The organism is Sphingobium sp. R-21, from assembly GCF_049913335.1.
Taxonomy (GTDB): domain Bacteria; phylum Pseudomonadota; class Alphaproteobacteria; order Sphingomonadales; family Sphingomonadaceae; genus Sphingobium.
This window is the reverse complement of the sequence record NZ_CP184375.1, coordinates 892,371-918,244: the sequence shown is the minus strand read 5'-3', so window position 1 is coordinate 918,244 and position 25,874 is coordinate 892,371. Positions and strand designations below refer to the sequence as shown.

Annotated in this window: 19 protein-coding genes; 6 read left to right on the top strand and 13 right to left on the bottom strand. The window is 60.4% G+C overall.

All coding sequences use genetic code 11. The features are described from left to right. Window positions 1–122 precede the first annotated feature (122 nt). The 11 genes from ACN9MX_RS18775 to ACN9MX_RS18725 all read right to left on the bottom strand — a co-directional run bounded on the left by ACN9MX_RS18775 (window position 123) and on the right by ACN9MX_RS18725 (window position 15,982). Window positions 123–383 (bottom strand): helix-turn-helix domain-containing protein, encoded by a 261-nt coding sequence (locus ACN9MX_RS18775; protein WP_426387647.1) that lies wholly within the window; start codon window positions 381–383, stop codon window positions 123–125. A gap of 380 nt (window positions 384–763) precedes the next feature. Continuing rightward, entirely contained in the window at window positions 764–4,528 is a 3,765-nt protein-coding gene (locus ACN9MX_RS18770) for a hypothetical protein (RefSeq protein WP_426387646.1), read from the bottom strand. A gap of 301 nt (window positions 4,529–4,829) precedes the next feature. After that, window positions 4,830–5,942 (bottom strand): DUF4238 domain-containing protein, encoded by a 1,113-nt coding sequence (locus ACN9MX_RS18765; protein ID WP_426387645.1) that lies wholly within the window; start codon window positions 5,940–5,942, stop codon window positions 4,830–4,832. 400 nt (window positions 5,943–6,342) lie between these two features. Then, complete coding sequence (locus ACN9MX_RS18760; protein WP_426387644.1) at window positions 6,343–7,377, bottom strand: IS110 family transposase; 1,035 nt, start codon at window positions 7,375–7,377, stop codon at window positions 6,343–6,345. A 205-nt stretch (window positions 7,378–7,582) separates the two neighbouring features. Then, window positions 7,583–8,047: a hypothetical protein gene (locus ACN9MX_RS18755; RefSeq protein ID WP_426387643.1), complete on the bottom strand. Its 465-nt coding sequence runs from the start codon at window positions 8,045–8,047 to the stop codon at window positions 7,583–7,585. A 310-nt stretch (window positions 8,048–8,357) separates the two neighbouring features. Next, complete coding sequence (locus ACN9MX_RS18750) at window positions 8,358–9,068, bottom strand: IS6 family transposase (RefSeq protein ID WP_426387642.1); 711 nt, start codon at window positions 9,066–9,068, stop codon at window positions 8,358–8,360. A gap of 178 nt (window positions 9,069–9,246) precedes the next feature. Then, the gene (locus ACN9MX_RS18745; RefSeq protein ID WP_426387641.1) at window positions 9,247–10,188 is read right to left on the bottom strand and encodes a TauD/TfdA dioxygenase family protein; all 942 of its coding nucleotides are present in this window, start codon (window positions 10,186–10,188) and stop codon (window positions 9,247–9,249) included. Between the two features lie 81 nt (window positions 10,189–10,269). Further along, window positions 10,270–11,682 (bottom strand): MFS transporter, encoded by a 1,413-nt coding sequence (locus tag ACN9MX_RS18740; protein WP_426387640.1) that lies wholly within the window; start codon window positions 11,680–11,682, stop codon window positions 10,270–10,272. Between the two features lie 9 nt (window positions 11,683–11,691). Continuing rightward, window positions 11,692–14,085 (bottom strand): TonB-dependent receptor, encoded by a 2,394-nt coding sequence (locus ACN9MX_RS18735; protein ID WP_426387639.1) that lies wholly within the window; start codon window positions 14,083–14,085, stop codon window positions 11,692–11,694. Between the two features lie 731 nt (window positions 14,086–14,816). Next, window positions 14,817–15,224, bottom strand: a complete 408-nt coding sequence (locus ACN9MX_RS18730; protein WP_426387638.1) for a hypothetical protein — start codon at window positions 15,222–15,224, stop codon at window positions 14,817–14,819. Further along, on the bottom strand, window positions 15,221–15,982 hold the full coding sequence (locus tag ACN9MX_RS18725; RefSeq protein ID WP_426387637.1) for an SDR family oxidoreductase: 762 nt from the start codon (window positions 15,980–15,982) through the stop codon (window positions 15,221–15,223). Before ACN9MX_RS18725 ends, ACN9MX_RS18730 begins: the two co-directional genes overlap by 4 nt. A 140-nt stretch (window positions 15,983–16,122) precedes the next feature. Between ACN9MX_RS18725 and ACN9MX_RS18720 the strand changes: the two genes are divergently transcribed. Beyond that, window positions 16,123–16,608, top strand: coding sequence for a carboxymuconolactone decarboxylase family protein (locus ACN9MX_RS18720; RefSeq protein ID WP_426387636.1), 486 nt, complete (start codon window positions 16,123–16,125; stop codon window positions 16,606–16,608). 220 nt (window positions 16,609–16,828) lie between these two features. Here ACN9MX_RS18720 and ACN9MX_RS18715 read toward each other — a convergent pair whose 3' ends face one another. Beyond that, window positions 16,829–18,106 (bottom strand): MBL fold metallo-hydrolase, encoded by a 1,278-nt coding sequence (locus tag ACN9MX_RS18715; RefSeq protein ID WP_426387635.1) that lies wholly within the window; start codon window positions 18,104–18,106, stop codon window positions 16,829–16,831. A gap of 38 nt (window positions 18,107–18,144) precedes the next feature. Continuing rightward, entirely contained in the window at window positions 18,145–19,773 is a 1,629-nt protein-coding gene (locus ACN9MX_RS18710) for a DUF2235 domain-containing protein (protein ID WP_426387634.1), read from the bottom strand. Window positions 19,774–19,860: 87 nt separating this feature from the next. Between ACN9MX_RS18710 and ACN9MX_RS18705 the strand changes: the two genes are divergently transcribed. The 5 genes from ACN9MX_RS18705 to ACN9MX_RS18685 all read left to right on the top strand — a co-directional run bounded on the left by ACN9MX_RS18705 (window position 19,861) and on the right by ACN9MX_RS18685 (window position 25,867). Continuing rightward, on the top strand, window positions 19,861–20,604 hold the full coding sequence (locus ACN9MX_RS18705) for a hypothetical protein (protein ID WP_426387633.1): 744 nt from the start codon (window positions 19,861–19,863) through the stop codon (window positions 20,602–20,604). Window position 20,605: 1 nt separating this feature from the next. Beyond that, complete coding sequence (locus tag ACN9MX_RS18700; RefSeq protein ID WP_426387632.1) at window positions 20,606–21,781, top strand: M48 family metalloprotease; 1,176 nt, start codon at window positions 20,606–20,608, stop codon at window positions 21,779–21,781. Window positions 21,782–21,793: 12 nt separating this feature from the next. After that, complete coding sequence (locus tag ACN9MX_RS18695; protein WP_426387631.1) at window positions 21,794–22,375, top strand: hypothetical protein; 582 nt, start codon at window positions 21,794–21,796, stop codon at window positions 22,373–22,375. 15 nt (window positions 22,376–22,390) lie between these two features. Continuing rightward, window positions 22,391–22,717, top strand: coding sequence for an excalibur calcium-binding domain-containing protein (locus ACN9MX_RS18690; RefSeq protein WP_426387630.1), 327 nt, complete (start codon window positions 22,391–22,393; stop codon window positions 22,715–22,717). Between the two features lie 861 nt (window positions 22,718–23,578). Further along, window positions 23,579–25,867, top strand: a complete 2,289-nt coding sequence (locus ACN9MX_RS18685) for a TonB-dependent receptor (RefSeq protein ID WP_426387629.1) — start codon at window positions 23,579–23,581, stop codon at window positions 25,865–25,867. Window positions 25,868–25,874: the final 7 nt, after the last annotated feature.

Here is a 25,874-nt window from a genome sequence, read left to right as displayed (position 1 = left end):
CACGGAGCAAACGAGATCATGGCAGCTCGCGAACCGTATTGGTTGCACAGCCAAAATTTCCGATCCTCATGCCCTGAGCGTCGACCCATCGCACGCCGACCTCTACGGGCCTGATGGGCGCTCTAGGACGGATCGGTCGGCAGAGAGCTCAATATGGCGGCGATCTTTCCTTCGGCAGTGGTAGCTTCAGCGATGAGCAGGTGCAATGCCTTGGCGGTGTCTTCCAGAAGTCCGTCACCAAGAGGCCGCTCGCCGTTGATAAATCGGCGGATGGCGCGCTCGTCTATGCCAAGGCGCCGCGAGAAGGCAGTGGTTCCGCCAAACAGTTGAACGCAATAAGCGAAGTGTTCGCGTCGCTCGTCGATTGAACTTTGCTCGGCCATTGTTTACCTTTTTTTGTTCGCTGTCGGTAGTCAGCCTCTACCTTCCGAATGAAGTAAATTCGACCCTTCCTGGCCGCTCAGCGGCCAAATTTCGTTCCCCGGCAGCGGACATCTCATTGCCGCGCTCGGGCCGCTCATCATGTCCGCTTTGTTGGACGGTCCTGACAGGCAGCTTTCACCGTTACAGGGATTATACGCTGCCGTTCGTTCAGCCATGTCGTTCGGCTTATGCTTGCCGCCATTTCAGTGATGTAAATGCACCTCTCAAACCCTCAGGGTGACGTTCGCCGATGTGGCTCCGAGGAGAAGTGGAAATCGCTCAGTCCGTTAGCAATCGCGAATTGAGATTCAAATTCTGGCTGCAGCAAGCCCCATTATCGTCATTCGAACAGACTGTCTCGCTCACGGTCGCGTCCGTCCCAAAATCGGATTTGGCGTTCTAGCCGCTCCGCCGCCGCACGCGCCCAATTACGTATGCGCGGATCATCGTGGGTCAGCATGGCTTCGACGAGCGGGCGACGGCGCACGAAGCGCAACGAGAACGGGCCGCTGCTCACGCCACTGAAAAAGCGCTCTTCGAAAGCTTGCAGCACGGCGACCGGCTCAGAGGCCCTTGTAATCAGCATTCTCGCGAGCGGCGACCAGCCAAGGCCGGCTTCTTCGCTTGCCGGCGCGGTATATGCAACGAATTCGGCCAGGCGAAGTGCCCGCGCCTGTGGGTCTTCGGCGACCCATTCGGCGATGACCCTCTCGTCGAGCGCGCGATCCCGGCCGCTGCCATCGATATCCTCCATAAGGTGATCGCCAAGGAAGATTTCGACCAGTTCGCCCTTGGCTTGGCCGGACACGATTTCGTCGAGAACAACGCGTAAGTGTGACCCGGTCATCACCTTGCCGAGCTCATTGAAATCTCGCGACGAGCGCCAGCGCTCGCTCGCATTGTACGCGATGCGAAGCGCCTTGCAGATCGAGATCGCGAGCGAGACATCGTTTGCCAAACCGAACATGCGACGTGCGAGGCCCGCCAGCTCATGGTCGGCGCGCGTCCTTTCACTGGAATAGCAGGCCGGGTCGGCGAGGAGCGTGCGCGCGACTTCCGCCAGTTCAGGCGGGGTCTCCGGCTCGCCGTAAAAGCGCATGAAGAGGACTTGGAGAGCTTGCGGCGCGCCTTCGGGTTCACTCGAAAGACGGCTCAGCAAGCGTGCGAGGTCGGGCGAAGGAGTCGGCTTCGTGGCGCCGCCCATAATCAGCATGCCGAGCCGCTCGGCAGTGATGCTGCCCGCATCGAGCGCGGCGATGAAGCGGTCGATGTCCGCGGTCCCGAGTGTCCGTCCGGCATGGGAAAAGACCAGATAAGGGGCAAGGATCGGGTCGTTGGCGATGGCGTTCAGCTTTGCTTCGGCCCACTGTCGATGGCCGGGTTCCGAGCCCTGCACGATGCCGATGAGGAGCCCGGCATCACGCCGGTCGGCGTCGAGGGCGAGATAGGCCGAATGCGCTCGGTCCCACAGATCGTCGATGGCGCCGGTCGCGCGCGCCAATCCGAGACCGAAATCTCGGACGCTGTTGACGTCCCCAGCAAGCGAAGCACGCGCGATAAAGGGTGTCGGATCGATGCCGGAGCGGGAGACGCGTCGTCCGATCCCCTTGGCAAAGGTGCCGACTTCGCGGACGGGCGAATTCTCGCGGCCGCTTGGGTGCCAGTGCCGCCAAGGCTCTCCGAGAACCGCAGCCTCGAAGCACGCTTCGAGGCTGCGGGGTCGCAGGTCGTGTTCGAGCTGTGCCAGTGCATTGCGCCACTCACCGGTCGAGTTGCGTGTGAAGTGCATTGCGTCGGTTGCGGCGCGCCAGCCCTCGTCCCAATAGCCATCCGGGCGGATTCGGCGGACTGCTGCGAGCACGCGGTCGGCATTGCCGCTTTCAAGGTGCGAGCGCAGGTGTTCCAGCACGATTCTGCGCGCCCGGTCGCGGTTCGGCCCGTCGGTCGTCGCGATGCGGCCTATCCGATCGAAGGCTGCCTCGATCCACACCGTATAGTCAAGACCGCGCGGTTGCCATTCCCGCGCCCGCGCACGTGCACCGAACTCGGGCATGAACGACGAACTCAAATGCCACACGTCCATCATGTGATCGAGCGCTTCCACACCCAGGGCGCGGACGCTCTCACGTTCATCGTCGAGGAGGCGGTCAACGAAGGCGAGGCGCGTGTCGCCCGTCGCCATCGTGCGCGATAATACCGGCCAGAAACGTTCGAGGAACAGACAGCGCACCTGCGTGTCCCGGCAATCCGTTTGCTCGGCAAGCGCTAGCGGCAGCATTGCTGTCATTGCGCGCGCGAACAGCGCATTGTCATAGGAGATATGCGCGAGCAGGTCGGCATATTCGGACCGGTCGTGATCCAGCGCCTTGGCATCGTCGCTCAACGCCCGTTCGATCGCCGCCAGAGCTGCCTCGGGCGCTGCGGGGGCAAGGTTGCGGAACGCTCTTTGCTGGTCTGCGTCGAAAGCGGCCGGTAGACCAAGCCAGCCGTTCGCGCCCATCAGTCGCCGCGCAAGTTCCACCGCTTTCGGCTCGTCGTGCAACTGCCCCAGCCGCCGGGCGAACGATGCCATCAGGCGCGGATGCGAAGCGAACGCGTCAAGCAAGGCCGAGGGATCGCTGCGGCGGATCACTGGCCGGGCCAGTCGGTTCGCCAGCGGCGGTGGCATTACCGCGCGCTGGATGCCGCGCTGCTGAACAATGCCCCAGTCGAGCAGCGTGCCGACGTACCGGTAAAACGTGTCGGCGTTTATGCCGGCCAAGCGCGCCAGCGCGGGATGCTCGGCGGTACGCTGCCGGTCGCCAGGCGCCACCTGAAACGCATAGACAAGTGCAGCGGCGTCTGCGACTCGTCGGACCGCGGCATCGGCGGCTTCCCGCCCAGTCTGGAATAGCCGGTCGAGCAATTCGGCATCGCCCAGCTTTGACAAGTCAGCTCCGTCAGTCGATCGTTCGGCGACCTTTAGCGCGATTCGCGCATTGCCGCCCGAAAAGCGTGCGAGATGCAGTCGGTCGCTTTCGCTCAGTTTTGGAAAGCGCTGCTCGATAAGCGACAAGACGACGCCCTCGCTATTGGGATCGAGCTTCACTACCAGCGTGTCGGTCGGTTGGTCATCGCCGATATCGTAGTCGATGGTGATCAAGCTCGTTCGGCTGCCTTTGCGGCGCACGATTTCGGCGAGCTGCGCGTGGGTGCGTCCCGAACAATTATCGGCGACCAGCACCGCCTCGATACCCGACATTGCCAGCTGTTCGGCGACAAGCGCCGCCCCGACATCTAGGTCGAGGCCCGTGTCGCCGTAGATGCTGGTCGCTGCTGCCAGCGCTTTGCCGCCGTGCACGCGTGTATCGAACAGCGCCTCCGCGAGCCGCGTCTTTCCCATGCCCGACAACCCCACGAGCCGCACAGTGCCGCCCGGCGACGCCAACGCACCGCGTATCGCGGTGATCGCCGTGCGGACGTCGCCCTCCTGCCCGCCAACGGCAGCACGCGCGGTTTCGTCAATGACATAGGGAAATGCCGAACTCCCGGGTGCCGACCAGTCGCCGCACGGCCGCCAGCCACCGAGCGGGCGACCGACTGCGGCCAGCAGCCACATCGCGACGCCTAGGTGCTGGTTGACCCACCGTGCGATACGGTCGGCGCCGAGGAAGTCGAGATGAATGCGGTCACTGTCGCCGACGTCGGCTATTGCGGCGCGCATCCGCGCCAGCCGCGCGTCGATGCCGTTGGTGCCGATGTCGTCGGTCGAGAAGATGACGTAGGCACCACCCTCTCGCGCCAGCCGAGCGAAGATCGGGCGTGGCGAGCCGCTAGGGCGCATTTCGGCCTCTACGGCCGCCGGCGGCAATGCTTGCGCCTTGCACTGATAGTAGGTCATCCGGCGTGGCAGCCAACCGACGGGTTTGGGGCCGTCCTGCCACGAAAGGGCCGCGTCGATCCCGCCGTCGGGCGCGTTTTGGTTACCTCCAAGATCGATCGCCGCCATCGGAACGCCGCGCGATGCGGCTTCAGCTTCAAGCAGCTTGCCAAGCAAAGAGCGCAACGCGACATCGTCGAGCTGGCGAACCAAGTCTTTGGAAATGGAGAAGGGACCGGTGCTCACTCCCTGGCGGAGGGCAATGTCACCGAGCGTCTCCGAGATCAGATCAGTATCCGAGATATTGCCTCCAAAGTGAGCATAGACCGGTTCCGCCAGATTTGCACTTCCGAACTTTTCAATCAGCTTTCAGTCAAGAAATTAGGACCCGTCAAACCGCGATCGGATGTGCGACACGCGCTACAGCGTCGAGGCGATACCGGCAATCTCTGATGGACAAATTTGAATTGACGAATGGCAGTTTCGAGAGTGCTGGCTCCACCGCAGATTTGCTCAGACATTCGCTGGGCCAGCGGCCCGGATGGTTTCAGTCGTTCAGGTCCCGTAATGCTCCGTCCGCGGCACCATCAACGATTTCGTCGATATAGGGGGCGATCAGCGATCGCAGAGCACCGCGGAGCTTCTCGAACTCATCTGTCCGGTCGCGTGCGACGTAAAAGTCCCAAGAGCAGCTGGCCATCGTCTCGTTCAAGCCGCCCGGCAGTTTGGCCGTCTCGTCGACCATGCCGACGAGGAGCCGGTCGGACGCGATTGGCATCACGATCGAGTACAGGTCCTCGCGATCGATCATCATCAGCGGGAGCCCTTTGCCGTTCTTGTCGAAGCCGACCCCGACACAATCCGGAAGGATCAGCGGTTCGGACGGATGGGTTACGCGCCAGGCCAGCGCCGACAAGGCCTCGACCCTCTTGGCCGGCACGAGATCTTCGTTGAGCGCCCTTCGCTGGGCGTCCGCGGCGGTGCCGGGCAGTGCCTCGGAGATCGCCATCACGACTTCGGACATTGAACCGCTTATCTCTTCGTGCATTGTCGCGAAGTTGGATTTGACGTTCTCGAACGCCCACCGATCGAAGGTTTCGCGATCCATTCCGAGCATATCGATGAGCGGCCGGTATTGATCGAACGCCTCCTTCAGCTGCTCGGCGAACAAGCCGCGCGGATCGTCGTCGTCGAGCCCAAGTAAGGCGCGGGATGAGTCGGCATCCGCGAACTGATCGGCAACGAGGTCCATGATCCTGGCGCCCGCCGAAGTGACCGCCTTGCGGAAATGGTCGTTGCGGACGGCCAGATGCGTGACGAAGGCGGCGGCCTCTCCCGGATCGGCTCGCGCTCCATCGCTAAGGGAACGGAGCTTCGACAACATCGTCGCAAGGGGTGTCTCGTGATCGGTGATGCGGTCGTCGAGCGTCTCGTCACCACCTTCTACGCCGAGTTCGGAATAGAAGTGCCGTTCGGCGGCGATGCCGTCGGTTGCGGGCGTGAAGATGCCGCGGTCATGCGTGTATGCGACGACGAACGTTGACTTGCCGCGCTTGACGCCGAAGCCCTTGAGCAGACTCTGGGGAATAAAGTGCTGCTTGCTGCCGGACATGGTCGGACGATAGCGCACCGCGGTGCGCCAGTCATCCGGCTGACTCAATGCCTGTAGAACAAATTCATCGATCTCGGTGCGTTCGGGCGGCCAGGATGGACTGCACCTTTCTCGATCATTATGCGCCCAGGTATCTCAGCGCGGGGAACCTACGACCGCTTTCGATGAGCGGTATAGAGCTGCCGAACGGCGTCTGTGGACGCCCCTAAAGAAGCAAGCGTTAAATGAGGTTTGGCACGTAGTCAGGTGCTCTCGTCTGTCCGGCCTCTGGTGCCGCCTATGGCTGCGGGCCAGTATGGGAGTTCGCGGACCGGATCCACATCGGCTTTGCGTGCTTGGTTAGCACTACGCCGTTCTCTGGTTTTCCGGCCCCGTCTTACCGACTGTTGTGCCATACCCTCCTTCGACCGCCTACGTCTCCGACGACCTCTGGTCCCGCGCCGCAGTCTTACGCTGCAACGACGACCGGAGCTTTGTAATCCTCTTGCCTGGTCATCAGCGCCCAGGCGATGCGTGCCATCTTATTCGCGAGCGCTACCGAGACGAGCATCCGGGGCTTGCGTGCCAGCATCCCTTCCAGCCACGAGCCTGCCCGCGCGCCATGTATCGTAGCCTGCCTCACGACCGCGCTGCCGCCGATGATCAGCAGCCGCCTGATTGTTCGCTCGCCCATTTTCGAGATGCGGCCGAGCTTCTGCTTGCCTCCCGTCGAGTGTTGGAGCGGAGCGAGCCCCAGCCATGCGGCAAAATCGCGGCCCTTGCTGAACGAGGCAGCCTGAGGCGCCAGCGCCACGATAGCGGTAGCCGCGATCGGCCCGATACCGGGGATCGTCATCAGCCGGCGCGCCACCTCATCTTCGCGGGCGCGGCGAGCGATTTCCTTGTCCAGGTCGGCGATCCGGTCGTCGAGTTCGGCCAGCATGTCGGTCATGATGCGAAACATGGCGCGTGCTGCCTCGGGCAACGATGAGGCCATTTCATCCTCATCAAGCAAGTCCGCCAAGATCGCCATCTGGGCCTTGCCGCGCGGTGCTACCCAGCCATATTCGGCAAGATGGCCTCGCAGTGCATTGACGAGTTGAGTGCGTTGCCGAACAAGTAGATCGCGGGTCCGGAAGACCATCCCTGCGGCCTGCTGCTCTTCCGTCTTTATCGCAACGAAGCGCATGCCCGGCCGCCGCACCGCCTCGCATATGGCCTCTGCATCGACCGCATCGTTCTTGTGCCGCTTCACGAACGGTTTGACATAGGCCGGCGGGATAAGCCGGACCTCATGGCCGAGCTGCGTCAACTCGCGCGCCCAGTGATGCGCGCCGCCGCACGCTTCCATAGCAACGAGGCAAGCTGGTTGAGCAGCGAAGAAGTCGAGCAGCTTTCCGCGGGTTAGTTTGCGACTGAACACGGCCTCACCGCGTTCATCGGCGCCATGCGCGTGAAAGGAACTTTTGGCGATATCCAACCCGATTGTGGTAACCTTCGACACGGACGCCTCCCTCAAGTGGTGATCAACACCTCCACTTTGGCACATCGATGCCGTCGGGGGGCGTCCACCCCATCAGCTTTGTTGGCGCGAACCGACGTCGGCCCGCTTTCGGGCGACGGTCGAATTCGACGCTTTCGCGCTCCGAACCCGACTGTCGCGAATGTCCCCAAGGATGCCGCCCAATCACCCGCTCCTGAGTCGGCATCTATTCCCCAGAATAGGTCACGATGATCACGCTGCGGCCTTGGTCTCTGGCGATTGCGATGGACGCGTTCCTGCCCTTGCCGGTCGCCGACATCATGCCGGTGCCGCCCGACATGAATTCGGAAGTTTTGCGTAATCCTGCTGCGGCGAAGCTGTCACGATAGAAGGCAAAGATCCTGTCCGCGTCGTCGTTCGTGAGCAGCCGCACCTCATGACTGTCTCCGCCACCTGCCGTTGCGCTGTTGACCGACTGGATGGTGGAACCGGGATATTGGGGCGCAAACTGTGGCATGGTGATGTCGACCGGCGTCACGGCAACTGCGGGTGCAGGCAGCGAAACTGCCGTATCGGACGAAGCCTTTTGCTCTGCCTCATTGCCGGCAGCAATGCCGTTGGACGGTTCCCTGTTCTCGCGGGAACCACAGGCGGCCAGCGCTGCCAACCCGGCGAGCATCAACATACGCACCGCGACTCTCCCATCGCCTCCTCGAGAGGCTAACCCAACGCGTGTGCGACGCAAATAGAAGCCATCCCGGTTTCCTCCTGCTTTCTCTGCACATTCCACTTGCCTGCCGCCCCAAGTCGAGCAATGTGGCCCCGCTTCCCGTGACAGCCGGGAAGCGGGGCGTGAGAACCCCTCCGATGAGACTCGGTCACGGATTTTCCGGGGCCGGGTGGCATGCGCGCATGTCCAGCCGGCAACGGTAAAGGCGGTGCTGTCAGACAAAGGCGAACCGCTCTCCACACGATGCACTTCGGGCTTAGGACGGGGAAACTCAGCTCGCGAGAGACTGCCACTGGGCCAAGGCGGCCGAGCGTCTTTGTTTGTAAATCTGTCGATCGACGAGACGGCGCTCCAGGGCGAAGTGATTGTGAAAGTGGGCGTGGACGGATGCAAATTTCTGTAGGGATCTCATCTGCCGGAACCTGAGCATAGCCCGCTCCCGTCGTCGGAAGGGGAGATGGCTGTTTTCAACCCGATTGTTCAGCCACTGACCTGTTTCCTGCTGCTCGATATTGCCCAGTTCGCGCATCGCCGCTGGATAGGATCGCAGTCCGTCCGTGACGATTTTTGCTGGTGATCCGTGCCGTTTCAATGCCTTCTTCATGAAGGCCAAAGCTGCCTTTTTGTCCCGCTTCTTCGTAACGTAGCTCTCGAGAATTTCACCTTCGTGATCGACGGCGCGCCAGAGGTAAACCATCTTGCCGTTGATCTTCACGTACATCTCATCGAGGTGCCAGCGCCAGTGGCGAAAGCCGCACATCCGATTGATCCGCTTGCGACGGATTTCGCCAGCAAACAGCGGGCCGAAACGGTTCCACCACAGCCGCACCGTTTCGTGGCAGATATCGATGCCGCGCTCAAACAGCAGGTCCTCGACGTTCCGCAGCGACAGCGGATAGCGGACGTACATCATCACCACGAGCCGGATCACCTCCGGGGAGGAGTTGAAATACCGAAACGGGCTAACGGCGGACTTGTTCATAGCCCACCGCTACCGCACTGTCGTTTGCTTTGACAGCACTGGTGGCAAGGCTGATCGCCAGCGCCAGCAAACGGGGAATTTTGGGCATCAGGCACGGTCTTTCACGATAAGGGAGCCGTGCCGCCGGGCAAGGACGGCACGGCCCAGGTCGGCCGGTTTGGGTCGGGGGAGAACCGGCTTATTCGGCGGCTTCCAGCACCGGCTGGACTTCCTGCTTGGTCGTGCGGCTGCGACGGCCGTCAATTGCCACCGGCACGTTACCCGCGATCGTGGCGCGACGCAGCGTGCGGCGTTGCAGGCCGAAATCGGCGATCGCGCGATGTTGCGTGGCGCGATTATCCCAGATCGCGACATCGCCTGCTCGCCAGCGCCAGCGGACGGTATTTTCAGGCAGGGTGATATGGTCCTGAAGAATGCCGAACAACCGCTGCGAATCAGCGGAGTTCAACCCCACGAAATTCTTGACGAAGTGACCCAGAAGCAGGGACCGTTCGCCGGTTTCCGGATGGACGCGGACCACCGGATGCTCGGTTTCATAAACGGTCGAGGCGAAGATGCGGCTATATTCCTCCGCCCGCTTTGCGTCCTTGATGCTCAGCGCAGCGGCATAATCATATTTGTTGCTGTGGACGGCCCACAGACCGTCAACCAGTGTCTTGAGCGCTTCGGGCAAGCCTTCATAGGCGCTGGCCCCGTTGGCCCAGAGCGTATCCCCGCCTGCCGCCGGAATGGTAATGGCGCGCAGGATCGATGCGGCCGGATAGGCGTCGACAAAGGTGACATCGGTGTGCCAACTCGACGCGGCATAGCCTTCCTTCGAATCCAGTTCGAGCAGGTAGCGCGATCCGTCAGCCACTGGCACGGTGGGATGCGCGACCGGATCGCCCAGCAGCCCGGCAAAGGCTTCGTGGCGGGCATCATCCAGTTCCGCCTGGTCGCGGAAGAACAACACCTTGTGCCGGGCGAGTGCGGTGCGGATCGCGGCGATCGTGTCGCCATCCAGATCGCCGGACAAGGCGATGCCGCGCACTTCCGCGCCGATGCGGCCGGCGACGGGCACGATGTCCAGCGGACTGGTGGGGTCTGCGGCATTGACGAAGCTGGCAAGAATATTGGTCATGTCAAATCTCCTGATAATTTGGGGGGTGAGCCTGGTTGGGGAGGCGTGGTGGATCGGTCTGGTGCGCCATGATGGTTCACCCTATTCCGCCGGGACCAGCGCGGCGTCGCGCCGGGCCAGTGTTTCGCGGACTTGCGCATGGGTGGCTTCATCCAGCGGGAAACCATGGATCAGCGCAGCGGACAAAGCGTGGGCGATTGCCGGGCCGAGCGCGAATACCAGCAACAGGCCGCGCAGCGCCTCCGGGCTGTTGGCACCCTTGGGATCGAAGCCGAACCAGGCAACCAGCGGCAGGGCAATGCCGACGGCGATTGCGGTCCCCGCCTTTACCGACAGGCTGAAGGCGGAAAAGAACAGGGCAGTGCGATCATGCCCGGTTTCCAGCCTGTGCCGGTCGGCGACGTCGGCGACCATCGAACGGAGCATGAGATTGCCCGACCCTTGGGCAAACCCTTGGGCAATGGCCAGGCCCAGCAGGAGCGCAAGGGCATCGGGCGTGACCAGCAGCAGCCCCAGGTTGATCGCAACCTGCACGATCTCGCCCGACACCGCTGCGCGATGCTTGCCGATGCGGTAGCCGATCTGCGCCCAGATCGGGCCGGCGGCGATGCCGAAGATGAATTGCAGCAGGAACAGCCCGCTCGCCCATTGCGGTAACCCCATGTAGAAAGTGACGAAGAAAACGATGAGTACGCTGCGAATGCCCTGTCCCGTCGTCACCGCCAGGTCGGACGCAAGGACGCGCAGCAGCAGCTTGTCACTGAACACCACCGCAGCGGCTCGGGCGAAGGACAGGCGCACGGGGGACTGGAGCGGTGCCGGGGCTTCGGGGAAGGCACGCAGCACGAGCGGCAGGGCGATGAGGAGGCTGGTCAGCACTACCATCCCCATGGCGGCCAGTTTCAGCGTGCCATTATGCGGCTGCCACTGGTCGATGATCGTAGGCAGTACCAGCACCAGCAGCAACGCCGCCGATCCCGCGACCGTCTGATAGGTCACGATGCGGGTCCGCTCATGATAGTGCCCCGAAATCTCGCCGGACCAGGCAAGATAGGGGATCTGGATCATCGACCAGCCCAGATACAGGATGAATAGCGCAGCGGCGAGATAGAGTGGCGTCACGGCAACGAACGGGAAGAACAGGGCAATCGCGGCGATCCCGAACACCAGCCCGCCAGTCGCGATCCAGGGACGGCGACGACCAAAGCGACTGCGAGTGCGATCGCTCAAACTGCCGATCAGCGGATCGGCCAGCGCCCCCCACAAGCGTTCGGCCAGGAAGATCGTCCCGATCATCGCCAGCGATAGGCCGAATTGCTGCGCATAGATGGCGGGCAGATAGACCGTCAGCGGCATTTGCGCGGCGTAGATCGGCACCGCTAGCGATGCGAAACCGGCCAGGCGCACGCCATTGAGTTCGCACGGCTTGCCCTGATCCGAGGCGCTGTCGGTATGGATCGATTGCAGGATGGGGCGGGAAAAAAGCGTGGCCATGACTAGACCTCATATTTTCGTGCGAAGGGTGATGCCGATCGTGCGGGGATCGCCCACCTGGCCGGTGATCAGGCCTGTGTTGGCCGGGCTGAGCGTGACGAAGTAATTTTTGTCGGTCAGGTTGCGTGCCCAGACGGACAAGTCCCAGATCCCGTCATCGGATCGCAGTCCGACGCGCGCGTTGAGCAGGCCGTAGCCCGGCGCCAACGAGTAGCGGCTGTTGCTGACGGCGGTGTAGATCGAAGAACGGTGCGAAAAATCGCCATGGGCATAAAGTTCGATTGCCCGGCTGCCCCAGTTGCCGATCGGTTGCGCAACGTCCCCGCCCAGCGTCCAGGTGAATTTCGGCACGCCCGCCAGCCGCGCACCGGACAGATCCTGCAACGATCCCAGGTTCAGATTTTCGACCGCCTGCTGCGCGTTCCGGTAATCCAGATAGGTGGCATCGACATAAGCAGCGGAGGCCGACAGGCTTATCAGGCGGGTTGGCGCATAGGCCAGGTCCGCCTCAAATCCGCGCGATCGCACCTTGCCGGCATTGGCGATATATTGGCGGTAGGATACGGTGTTGGCGACCTGCTCGGTGATCGCAGTCTGATAATCGGTGATTTCGGTCCAGTAGCCAGCCAGATTGAGTGTTGCCTTGCGGTCCAGAAACTGCGTCTTGGCACCCAGTTCGAAATGGTTCACCGTTTCGGGCTTCACATTGGGATTGACGCCGGCCGGGATCACCGAAAGGTTCAGGCCACCCGATTTGCCGCCGCGCGAATAGGTGGCGTAGAGCAGGGCGTCCGCCGCGACCTTGTAGGACAGGTTGAGCAAGCCAGACACGTTGGCGTCATCGAAAAACGTGGTGAAGGATGCGACCGGGCCGAACTGGTTACGCAACGCCTGTGCTGTCGCGCGTTCGCTGGCGGACAATGTGGACAGGTCGGCGCCTGACACGACATGCTGCTCAAAGACGCCCGCCTTTTTTTCATAGGTGTAGCGCAGCCCCGCCGTCACTTTGAAGGCGTCGCTGGCGTTCCAGGTGAGCTGGCCGAACGCAGCATAGCTTTTCGTGATCGGTTCGGAATAGCTTTCGACGCCATAATTGGCGATGGCGGCATCCCGGACATTGGCGGCGATGCCAGGCAGATTGTAGAGCGGCGCATCGACCCCGAAGCTGGTCGCCCCATATCCGCGCACGGTCTGCCAGAAATAATAGAGACCCGCGACATAATCGATCGTGCGTTCGCCGGTGGAGGCAAGCCGCAATTCCTGGCTGAACTGGCGCTGGCGATTGGCCTGCTGCGCCTTGGTCAGCACCGACAGGCCGATGGCATCGCTGTCGTTCGCCGGGTCCCAGTCCCACCAGCGATAGGCGGTAACGGATGTCAGCGCGACGCTGCCCAGATCCCAATCGACCTGGCCTGATGCGCCATAGCCGCGCATATTCGCCTGATAATGGGAATTGGCATCGGTTTTGCGCGCGAAGGGATCGAAGGGCAGCGGGGTATATCCGGCACGGGCCACGCGCTGCTCAAAATTGTTCGGCAACGGCGCGCCATTGTCATATTGGCTGTAACTGCCGACTAGCAGGTTGACGCAGCAATTGAGCGTCTGTTTGGAAAAATCGCCGATCAGCTTGATCGATAGCGTATCGGTAGCCATAGCCAGCAACTGGCCGCGCACGCTGAAATTATCGTAGTCGGAGGCCTTTCTACCTGTGCGGACGTTGTCGATGAAGCCGTCGCGATGTGTGTCGGCGATGCTGATCCGCGCGGCGAGCTTGTCCGCGATCAATGGACCCGACAGTGACCCGCGAAGTTGATGATAACCATAATCGCCGAGCGTCGCCTCGCCGGAAAATTCCGTCTCGAAACTGGGCGCGCGGGTCGAGATGTTGATCGCGCCCGCCGTGGTATTCTTGCCGAACAATGTCCCTTGCGGACCGCGCAGGATTTCGATCTGCTGCAAGTCAACCAGATCGAATTGCGACTGGCCGACGCGGCCATAATAGACATTGTCGACATAGACGCCGACGCCGTTTTCCAGCCCGTCATTGGTCAGCGCTACGTTGCTGCCCAGGCCGCGGATATTGATGTTGGTGTTGCGGGGATTATAGCTGAAAATCTGGAGGCTGGGCACGAGTTGCTGGGTCTGACCGAGCGAGAAATTGCCGGTTGCGGCGAGTTGCTCCGCGCCGACCACGCTGAGCGCGATCGGCACGTCTTGCGCGCTTTCGTCGCGGCGGCGGGCTGTGACCGTGATTGCCCCTGCATCTTCCTCTGCGGCGGCGGTCTCGACCGGCAACACAGATTGAGCCGACGCGCCATACGGCGATATCGTAATCAAAGCAGCGCTCGCCAGCATGGCGTGATGCAGCCCGAAATGCCGCGAGCTAGTGCAAATGAATGTCATGTCTCGTCCCTGATTTTTCTTATTACAATCCGCTCGCCGGATGTGGCGGGACGCGGATGTGGCCGTCGTTGTTGATGATCATGCTGCCGAAGCTGGCGGCCTTTGAGGCATGCGCCTGCGCACCCGGTGCCTGAACGATACAGGCGGCCGATCGCGACCGGCGCCCGTTGAACGACACCAGTGCGCATTGTGGAAGACGTTGGCGAATGGCCCGAAGGAGCGACAGATCGCCGCGCTACAGATCAGGTGGAAAGTTGGTAAGAGCGCATCGTTTCAACCCCATATCGGAAGGGGGGAACACGATCCCTGGCGTGGACGCCCTGGCACCGTGCGCTTTAGCCGTTGGTATCGCGGAGCAAGCTGCATCCCATCAAAAGCCGCGAGTCTGGTGCTGATGTTGTCATCGGGCACAGCGACCAACCGCAACCCTTTCAAGCAATCTCTACCTATTTCATAGACAGAATTCAGTCATGCAAGTTTTGCTATGTCCACGACAATCTGCTCTATGCTCATCGTAGCTGAAAAGACGTTTCGTATACCCAGCGGCTACCAAAAGTCTCGCCATGTCAGGCTGATGGCGACCCTTTGTTGCCGCTCAGGAGCCAATTTTCAATCTCCAGGTTCGGACGGTGAGCTATTCCGACGGCTGTCGACCCTTTCTTGCCACTTAGCCTTTGATTTCCTCTCCCAGATGCAGACCGTCTTCTATGGATAGCTTCCACCGAATGCCGTTATCGCCCGCCGCGCGCCGCATCGCGCCATGCCCAGAAGGCAAGAGCGGTCGTCAGTATAGCTGGCAGCGTTACCACAGGAAAATCCTGGGCCAGCGCATCTGTCCCGCAGATGCCGACCGCCACTTCCCAGAAATGGAACAGCGCATGGCCCGCAAGCCAGAGCGCGGCGGCGGACCACAATGGCACACGCGTAGCCGGCTGTGCGACACCTGCGAGCATCGCGCCTGCAACCAGCAGGAAAATTAGCCCGATGTCGCGTAGGAAATGCTGGTTGAATGAGCCGGTCGTGGTGACGCCGGGCACCGCGAAGTACCATTCGACGGGTGAGATCAGCATGAAGAGGCCGTTGGCGGCGGCTCCGATACCGAGCACTGCGGCCAGCGCAAGCGGGCAAGCGCGCCTCATGCCCCCTGCTCCTGCGACTGCGCCGTCAGCCACGCATCGAACCGCGTGGGCGCGATGCGCGCGCCTTCGTCCGGGATCAGCGTGCGATCGTCGGCGGGCGCGCCAAAATAGTCGCGTGCGTCGGTAACGATGATCCGGCGTGTATCATCACGCGCGCCTAGCCAACTGGCGGTGAATTGGGCAAGCGGCGCTCGCTCGGGTCCAGCCACTTCGATGATACCATCAACGGGGGTCGCCGTGGCTATCTCGGCGAGCAGCGCCGAGACATCGGCGGCGGCGACCGGCTGAAGCGCGATGCCCGGCAGGCGCACGGCGCCGCCCTGCGTGTAGCCGTCCGCAATGGTAGAGAGGAATTCGAAGAATTGGGTGGCGCGCACGATAGTGTAGGGTACGCCGCCGGCAGCGATCAGTTGCTCCTGCGCCAGCTTGGCGCGGAAATAGCCCGACGCCTGAAGGCGATCGGTGCCCACGACCGAGAGCGCGATGAGATGGCGCACCCCCGCGTCGCGCGCGGTTTCCAGCAGATTGGCGGTGGTGCCGCGAAAGAAGGTGAACGCGGCCGCATCCTCGAACGAAGGGGCATTGCTGACATCGACTACGACCGCGGCCCCTTCCAGCGCCTGGGCCAGACCTGCGCCGGTCAGCGCATCAATACCCATGCTCGGTGAGGCGGCGACGACATCATGGCCTTTGGCTCGCAGAAGCCCAACGAGGGGCCGGCCGATCAATCCCGTGCCGCCGATGATAACGATCTTCATGTCCATGTCTCCTATGCAGGTGCCTGCCCACATGACGAGATAGCTGCGGCCAGTGTGACATGGGACGACGGCAGGATCGAAAAAATATGCGGCATGATGTCACAGCTCACTGGCCTGCCTCGTCAAGCCAGTGAGCGTCGATGGTCGACGCCAGTGACGAGGAAAGCATCATGACGGAGATAAAGCGTTTGAATTGGTCGGAAGTCGCACCTGAAGGCGCCAGGGCTCTGTTCGGGGTCCACCACTATGTGACGAAGAAAACGGATCTTCCCGAAGAGCTGATCCATCTTGTCTTCCTGCGTGTGTCGCAAATCAACGGCTGCGCGCATTGTATAGACATGCACACGCGCGACCTGCTCAAGACCATGTCGATCGACAGGGTCGCGCTGGTGCCTGTCTGGGCCGAGGTGCCGTATCTTTTCTCCGATCAATATCGCGCTGCATTGGCCTGGGCAGAGGAAGTCACCAACGTCAGCACGACCCATGCCTCGGACGATGCCTATGCGGCCGCTGCCGTTGCTTTTGCTGGAAAGGATCTGGTTGATCTCACGCTCGTCATCGCGGCAATGAATGCGTTCAATCGTCTTGGGACGCCATTCCGCCTGCCCGTCGCTGCAAAGCCATAGAGGCATCAAGGCGGGCGCAAATCCTGCTGTCGTAACCGGCAGCAGGCGGACCCTTCTTTGCCGTTCAGCCGTCAGATTCCAATTCTCAGGTCCGGACGGTCCGCAATCAGACTATTACCATGAGACATGCGGCTCTGGGGGATGCCTCGCGCTACGAGCGGAGTAGGAAATAACCCTCCATTTGAAGTGACAAGCGACGATCAGCGCATGTTTGCGTTTCTTAGTCTGCTCCCCTGAAATAACCGGTTGCAATCTGACCAGTTGAGCTGACAGTCACGATGACGTTGTCGCAACCACCCGGACTCTCATCATTATCGGGTCCGATCTTGGCTTCGCTGGCTGCGCAATCTTCATCAGCAAGGTCTGTTTGAAAGAGCCCGCCCCGTGCCCGAAGCTCATCCTCAATTGCCGCATCGGGAAGGACAACCTTGCTGTATGGGTGTGGTCCAGAAGATATGATGAAAGTCGATGCCTGGACCTTGTCGAGGAATTCCTGGCGTGACGAGGTCATACTGCCGTGATGCCCAACGACGAGCACGTCTGACCGCAAATCACCTGCACAGCAGGCGATCAACTTTCCTTCGACACTGTTGGCTTCAGCCGGCTGCGAAGGTGTCTTTCGTGCCCCGCCTTCGGCATCGCCCGCTATGAGAATCCGTCGCCCCGCATAATCCAGGCGAATAACGACGCTATTCTCGTTGGGATCATGATGCTTCGTGGCATCGCGGTATAGGATCGACATGGTCCCACCCGGACCAAGCGCAACGGGTGATGCAGTCATCATTGCCGCCTGCGGCAGGACAACTTCACCCGAACAGGTTCTCCCAGTGAACACCACGCGATGCATCCCGCCAGTGGCAATCGCATTATGATATTGAACGCCCGGCTCGGCTGCGACTTTCTTCAGGAATCGGCAATAGCCACGCGTCCTGTTGACGGCTCCTGAATCCCAAACATTGCGTATCATAAAGCGGTCGAATATGTCGGGCAGCAGTTCCAGATGATCCTTATGCGGATGACTAAGGATCAGATGATCGATGGTCTGGAGGCCCGGACGGACCGCTTGGATATAATTCAGAATGCGATTGTCAGGACCGTCCGCCAGATCATCCTGGCTCCCACCGTCATAAAGCATCGTGAATGATGGCCCCTCCACAAACACTGCTAGACCGGTGCCTACATCGATGACATGCAGTTTAAGCGCGCCGGTGTCGATCAGTGGCTCCGGCCCACTTCTGATAATGGTCCAGGCCTTACTCACGAAGCCGATCCGGCCATCGCTAAGCCGGACTTGATGCCAGCCGGAGGCGTCACCGACCACGGAAGCGCTGTCGCCTGGAGACAGCGCGCCGATCGGCTGCGAAGCGGCATTGGGCTCGACCCGCACGACGACATTACGTCGGACCCGCTCGCTAGGGCTTACTTCCGGCTCGGCAAATGCGGAGGTGGCGCCCATCAGCACCATTAAGAACGGAACAATCACTCGGTTGAGCTTCATGGTGATCCTCCGCGTCAACGTCCACACGCTTACTGGCCTTAGGAGTATAGGTGCTTGAAAAGCTCGTGATTTCGCAGCGCTTCGGGGCGATAGGGTCCATCCGCGCCTTGGCTCGGCACAGTTTCCATAGCGAAGCGCTGAGCAACGGAAGGGTGGAGGGTCGCGTTATCCACTGGATCTCGTTGCCTGACCGGCCAAGTCCAGCCCTTGGTCAGCCATCGCAAAAAGGCTGGCGTCCTGCCGCTTATCGTATCCGCCATGCCTGCGATCTCATCATGCTGCACGCCAGCAGGTGACGGGTATAGCTGGAGCCGCCGATCGTTGAGAAGAAGCGGATAAGGCACCGACCTAGCCTCTTCGATCATCCACTGCAGGGCGATATCGGAAAGCCGTGACTCGACTTCGGGATAGCTGCCCCCAATATCGGAGTGGTTGCCTGCAAACCAGAGTTGAACGAATGGCTTGGCCTCACCATCGATTTCCTCAGGTGCCGCCACCGAAGTGCCCCACCCCCATTTCAGCCTCGGAAAATCAGCCCGGTTCTCGTCAATAGAAATAGCATGGCGCGCAAAGATGACCGACTTGCTCAACAATCTGTCGAAATTCTTTCCGCTCCATTGCGCAATATGAAAGCGCGGCCACCGCATTCCAGGCATTAGCGGCCACACGAACTTGAGTGCAGTACGAAGATGGGACACTAGCGAATAGGTTCCGATCAACAGTGCGCTCGCAGCGAATGAGGTAACCCAGTTTGCGTCGAACAGCCAGTGAATCGCACCGGCAGCAGCACCGGCCAATATCGCAATCAGCGATACCATTAGCATAGCCAGGAAAATCCGAAGCGGCCCCTTCGCTCCGAGCGAAGCGACCGTGTCAAAGGCGCCAATGAAATAGGGTGCGGCGTTTGCTTCATCTTCACTACCTGCCCCGAAATCCCGGCGGAAGCGGCGCGCCAGTTCCAGTCGTTCCTCCTCATATTTCGCACGCGGATGGCCGGCACCATGCTCATAAACCCGCAAAACTGCTTTGTCGGCAATTTCCCGGATTTGTTTTCGGAATCGCGGAAGCGAACCAGTGGGTGTTCGTGTCGGCACGCCGCAGAGCATCAGCACATTGGCGATGCAGCGAACGGTGTACGCACCCCGGCTGAAACCAAACAGCCAGATGCGATCCCCGGGCCGATAATGATTGATGATGAATTCATAACAGTCGGCAATGTTGGTGGTGATGCCACGCCCCGTGACCGACGAAATGAGCTTCGTGATCGTCCTTCGCATGCCGGTCACCCCAACGGCGCTGGTCTCCGTTCCCAGACCCGGGTCGTAAAAAACTACCTGCTCGGTTGGGTTAATGCTGTTATCCGACCCCACGCGCGCGGCGCGATACATCTTGTAAATGTTGCTAAGCCGTTGGTCAGCGCGGACGCTGCCATCCTGGCCGGTGCCATCGGAGAAGATGACGATATTGCGGCCGCTCGGTCTGGTCTCATTTGAGGCCGCGTCACTCGTGCTTCCAATCGGCGCGCCCATATATTCCCCCTCAAATTCGGCAGCTTCAACAAATTCACCAAGGATGAGCGCATTGCAACCTATCGACGGGAGAAAGCTATGAAATCGTGGGTAAAAACCCAAGCTTTGGCTTATTATCTCGATTTCTGGCGTGATCATGGGCGCATTTTGCATGTTTAGGATTCAGCGTATTTACCTGCGTACATCAGTTAGTTAGGAAAGGCTGGGGTATTACAGGGGGTGTTAGTGCGATTCAATCATTGCGCGCGGGCAACTTTGCTCGCGCTTGCGCTTTGCGCTTCATCGGCGGCGTTCGGACAAGAGAAAACCGGCAACAAGGAAGGCTTCTCGTTGAAGCCCGGCACTGCGAGGATCGTCCTCATGCGCCCCGTTATTGGTGCGGGCGAGCAGTCGACAGGCGGCATGTACGAACCCAACGCCGACTGGACGAACCAGGCTCGCGAGAATATCGCCGCTGCGCTAGCTCAGGCTCAATCTCAGCTCGGTAATCAGGTGGTGGCCTATTCCGAAGCCGCCAGCGGCGAAGGGCCAATCGTCACTCAATATTCGCACCTGTTCAGCGCTGTCGCTGATTCTGTGATCGAATATCAGTTCTTTCCGGGAAACCGGCTTCCCACCAAGAAGCGCGATAAAGGCTTTGAATGGGCAATCGGTCCGGGGATAGCGTCATTGAAATCGCTTGAGGGCGCAGATTATGCGCTCTTCATCTCCACCCATGATGAATATGGTTCTACAGGCCGAAAAGTGCTGCAGATCGTCGGAATGCTCGGGGGCGTGGGGGTAACGTCTGGTGTCCATGTGGGACACGCTGGTCTTGTGGACCTCAAGACAGGTCAACTTGTATGGCTTAATGCGGACCGTCAGATGGGCGGCGATGTTCGAACAGCCGAAGGCGCGCAAAAGCGGGTGAAGCAGCTGCTCGAAGGGTTTCCAGGCAAACCGGCCGAAGTTACCCTTGCGGGACAGTGACATGAAGCGAACCTTGTCAGCGGTCGTATTGTTGGCCAGTCTTTGCACGGTCCAGCCAGCTCAAGCGGCAGAAAAGTTTGCACTTCCGCCTTATACACCGGCTTATGAACCGACCACCGTCGACGAGCGCGGACAGTGGATGCAGGCAGATGAAATTGAAAGGCAGCTGCGGGACAGTCCGCTTCGGATTCGAGAAGGCAAGCTGGAGGCTTATCTGCTGGATGTCCTCTGCCGTGAAGTCGGCTCGGATCGATGCAAGGGCATTCGCATATATGCGATGGAAGTTCCTGATTTCAACGCTTCGATGATGGCTAACGGCGCCATGCAGGTGCAATCCGGCCTACTGCTAAGATCACGGAGCGAAGCAGAGCTGGCCGCCATTCTGGGTCATGAATTTGCGCATTTCGAACTTCGTCACGGCCTTAACGGATTCAAGAACCGGCGAGGCACCGGTGATGCAATGGCGTGGATCACTGTATTGGGCGGCATCAGTAATACGCCGGTCGGCGACACAAATCTGACGCTGCTTGGGTCGATATATCAGTTCAACCGCGCGCAAGAAACAGAAGCCGATCTGCTCGGACTGAAATATCTCGGGCAGTCTGGCTATCCTCCGGCGGCCGCAGCAGAAGTGTGGAGATCGCTAATGGCCGAAGCGGATGCAACGTCAGCCGGACGCAATCAAAAGGCGAAGGTGAAATATTCCGCGGGATTCTTCGACACACATCCCGCATCGCTCCAACGTGCCACCTATCTTGCCGCTGAAGCCGCAAAGCTACCTCCCGGCGGCGACGCAAGGGCGAAGGAATTCAACGAGGCGGTAAAGCCCTATCTTCCGCGCTTCCTAGCCGCTCAAACCAAACTCAATGATTTCGGCGGTAGCCAGTATATCCTCGACAATCTTGCTCAACGAACTGGCTGGACCGGTGATCTCTTATTTGCGCGAGCAGAACTATATCGGGCGCGCGCAAATCCGCGAGACCTGCAACTGGCGAGCCAATTTTATCGCCAAGCCAAGGAGGCCGGTTATGCCGAACCCGAACTCGACCGCAATCTCGGCCTTTCACTGATGCGAAACGGCCAGACTGACGAGGCACGCGCAGCGCTCTCTGCCTATCTTACCGCCCGTCCAGAGGCATCGGATGCCAAGGCGATCCAAGCCCTCATGGCGAACTAAGGAATTTCGATCATGCGCACTGTAATCATCACAGCCATTTTCAGCCTCATCGCGTCGCCGGCGATCGCCAACTCCCTGATTGCTCCAGGCCCAAAGGCAGGCATCGCTAAATCCCGATTGTCGGCGACCCCGGATGGTGAATGGAATCGACTGAGCCGCAAGGACGGCAAGAACGTCGAATTGTGGACGCTCGACGGCGATTCTCTGAACAAAGTCTCATTTTTCGGCGGCATCCCAGTGGGCGAGCCATTGTTGCGCGAGATTGATCGCAAGAACCATCCGTTGCCCAAGGTTATGGGCAATATGCTGATCACCGACATTCCCGCGTTGCTGGAATCAACCTACCGCAGCCAGTTTTCCGTCAATCAGATGCAGATCGATTCACAAGAACCGGCACTCCTTGACGGAAATAAGGGTATTCGCTTCACTTATGCCTTTTCACGCGCCGATGACGAGGTTCAGCGCAAGGGCGAAGGCATAGGCGCGATGGTCAACGGCCAACTTTTCCTAGTCATCTACGAAGCGCCTGCCCTTTATTTCTTCGATAAGGATGTCGAGAAATTCCGAAAGCTAGCCGCGACACTGAAGCTCTGAATCCTTTGAAACGACATGCTTAATCGGATCGAGGTGAGCAAAATGGTGCGAAGGTTGATCGCCTCAGGCGTCGCCTTGGTGATGGCAGCCTCATTTTTAGTTCACGGCCATCCAGGCGGACTGAACACTGAGGGTTGCCACAACGATAGGCGTACGGGCAGCTATCATTGCCATCGGCACGTCCCATCACAACCACCGCTCCAAACCTTATCGGGCGCGGGCAGCGGCGCATTCCGCAACTGCGCCGCTGCCCGGGCGGCTGGAGCCGCGCCGGTTCGTGCCGGCGATCCGGGATATGGGCGTCACCTGGATCGAGATGGCGACGGGATCGGCTGCGAATAATACCGCGACCCTTCACGGTCGCTCAGCGGCCAAACTAACGTTCCAGTTGCGGACCGGCCGCTTACCGGTAAGATCCTAAAAGACGACAGAAGGACACAGCAGACACACCAATCTCGCCAAGGTCAGCTTCGCCTTGAAATAGCCCGGAGGCAAACCGTAGCGCTGCTCGATCCGTGTGAGCATTTCAAAGCTGGCGGCGCTTTGGGGCGTGCGGCGGCCCTCTCTCCACGATTGCAGCGTAGCGCGATCCAGCTTGTCCCCCCGGCAGGATGATGGATCGGGGTGAAGCTGATAGTAGTTTTCGGAGAAGCGCCGGAGATGCAGGATGCGCGCCTCGCGAAATGTGAGCGGATGACAACAGAAGCCGGGCTCATCTCGTCAGGCGATGACGGCCCGCCCCGCCATATGGCGCCCATCTGCACACGCCCGAATGCCGGACGCGACCTCGTCATCAAGGCCGACGGAATATGAACTTGCCGAACTGCGCAAAAGCAGCCGTTAAAATCCAGGCAACAGCGAAGTGGCCCAGAACGAACGGCCAGCCATGGCCTTCGTCCCCTCCCGCCACTGCGACGACTGCTGCGACGATGGTAATGGCCACCCAGGAAAGCCGACCAAGTGCTGAACCTGTCCGCATCAATGCTCCTTTCCAGGTCTGCCTAGGCATCCTCAACGCCGACTGCAACTGACAAGCCAACCTGCCAGCGGTAAACCCCATCCCTGTCCTGTGCAGTTTCGAGCGCGAGCTTCGGCAGCGATCATCGAGGCGGAAGCCGGAAAATTCTTATTACCTTTGTCATATGTTCTTTTCTTCCCGGCCCGGCCCAGCCACAAAAAAGGCCTACATGGGCCAGGGGAATCATGAAAATCAATCTTGTTGCGGCCGCCATTGGTTTCGGCGTCGTGTCTGTCGCCTCTGCCCATGAGCTGCATGGCAGCACAGTTGCTGCATCCTCAAAGGCAGAAGCAGCATATACAGAATTGCTTGTCACAGGGGAGAAGCTTGGCCGATCCCTGCAGAATACACCCGCCAGCGTCGCCGTCACGACGGCGCAATCCATTGAACAGCAAGCCATGGTCTCGGCCTATGACGTCATGGACCGTACGCCCAATGTCGTAACGGACGGAAGCCGGACAACCTTTTCGATCCGCGGCGTCGACGCATTCAATGTGTCTGGTGCCGGTGAGGGTGCACTGGCGAGCCTATATCTGGATGGAACGGCCATTCCCCGCCTCGCCCTTGCGTCAGGCCCTCTCGACCTGTTCGATGTGGCGCAGATCGAGATACTCCGGGGCCCGCAATCGACTCTCCAGGGACGCAATGCGCTCGCCGGCGCGATCATCATCAACACCGCGGATCCGACCTTTGACTGGACTGGCACAGCCCGCCTGCGGCTTACGGACAGGGACGGTCAACGAAGGTTCGGAATCGCATTTGGCGGACCTGTTGCGCAGGACCAGCTTGCATTCCGGCTCGCGGGCGAAGCCTCAAGGACGTCTGGTCTGATTCGGAACTCAACATCCGGCAGCGATGGAGATCCACAGCGCTCGCGCACATTCCGGGGAAAACTGCTGCTCGAACCGCGGGCTATATCGGGCCTGCGTCTCCTGGGCGCAATCCTGTATGACCGGCATCAGCGGGGTACCTTCTATACCGAACTCGATCCACCCTATGATCCGCGGGCACGGACCACGACCTCGGATATCGAGGACCGAAAGGGTGTCACCAGTAACATCGCGACGCTCCTGGTAGAACAGGAGACCGGTGCCGAGACCGCTCTCAAATTCATAACCAGTTACAGTCGCATCCGCTTCCGTTCACTTTCGGACGCCGATCGGACGAGCATTCCGGGACAGCTCAGTCAAATCGACGATCTCACCCGCTCCTTTCAGGAAGAGGTCCGCTTCACCTTTCGCAAAAGCTGGATCGAAGGGCTCTTGGGCGCATATTATCTTGGGGAACACCGCTCCTATGCCTATAGTGCCAGCCAGAGCCTCAGTCTCGTCAGCCTTGGGATCGCTCGCCAGTTGCAGGCAGCTGGCCTGGCGCCAGCGACAGCAGCGGCTGTCCTCAATTTATATGGTGGCGCCCTACCCATACGCAATGCGCTCTTTCAGCCAAGGCGGACCCACAATTATGCAGGCTTCGCTGATCTGTCATTCCCCTTCGGCTGCAAGCTGCATCTGCGCTTTGGCCTGCGCTATGATCTCGAGACACGACAGCAGAGCGCGGTCCAGGGCGTGGCAATCGATCAATCGCTGCCGGATCCTGAAACGCTGCCAGAGTCCGCCCTTCGTCCCATCGTACGCCAGTTGAACGGCCTTCTCGTCCATCTCGTCGAAGGCGCCAACAACGCCGAACCGGCACAGCACGCACGCTATCGAGCCTGGCTTCCCAAGCTGGGCATCAGCTATGATCTGGCTCCGAACGTGACATTAAGCCTGACAGCGCAGCGTGGTTACCGGGCCGGCGGCTCGAGCTTCAACGAGCAGCGCGCGGAGAGTTATGAATTCGCGCCAGAGCACAGCATGACCTATGAATGGGCCCTCCGGTCATTGTGGTGGGGAAACCGGCTTGCGCTCAACGCCAATGTTTACAGGACAGACTGGAACGACCAGCAGGTCCTGATCCAACTGACCCCTGGAGCGCTTTACGACACTCGGGTGGTGAACGCAGGCAGATCCAGACTCCAGGGTTTCGAGATCGAATCCCATGCCACGGTCAATCGAACGCTCGCGCTGTACGCCGGGCTTGGCTTTGGCAGTGCCCGGTTCCGCAGCTCCGCCCTCGCCCAAGGCAGTCCTTCCGAGAGCCTGGATGGCAAAGCGTTCCCGCATGCGCCGCGTTGGACGCTTTCGGCCGGTGCGACCTTCTCCCATCCTGAAGGCTGGTTCGCAAACGTCAACGCCAATCATCGCAGTGCCTATTACCAGAACGTCCTGGACGAGAGCGAGCGCGACATAGCGGCTCGGACCATCGTCAATGCGAAACTCGGCTGGCAAGGCAGGCATACAGGCGCCTTCCTCACTGCGACAAATATTGTCAACGTGCAGAAGACCAACCAGTTCTTCGTCGATATCGATGGCCGCAAGCGTGGCACTCTCAACGAACCGCGCATATTGGGCATCTCCCTCGAACGCCGCTTGTGAGGAATGC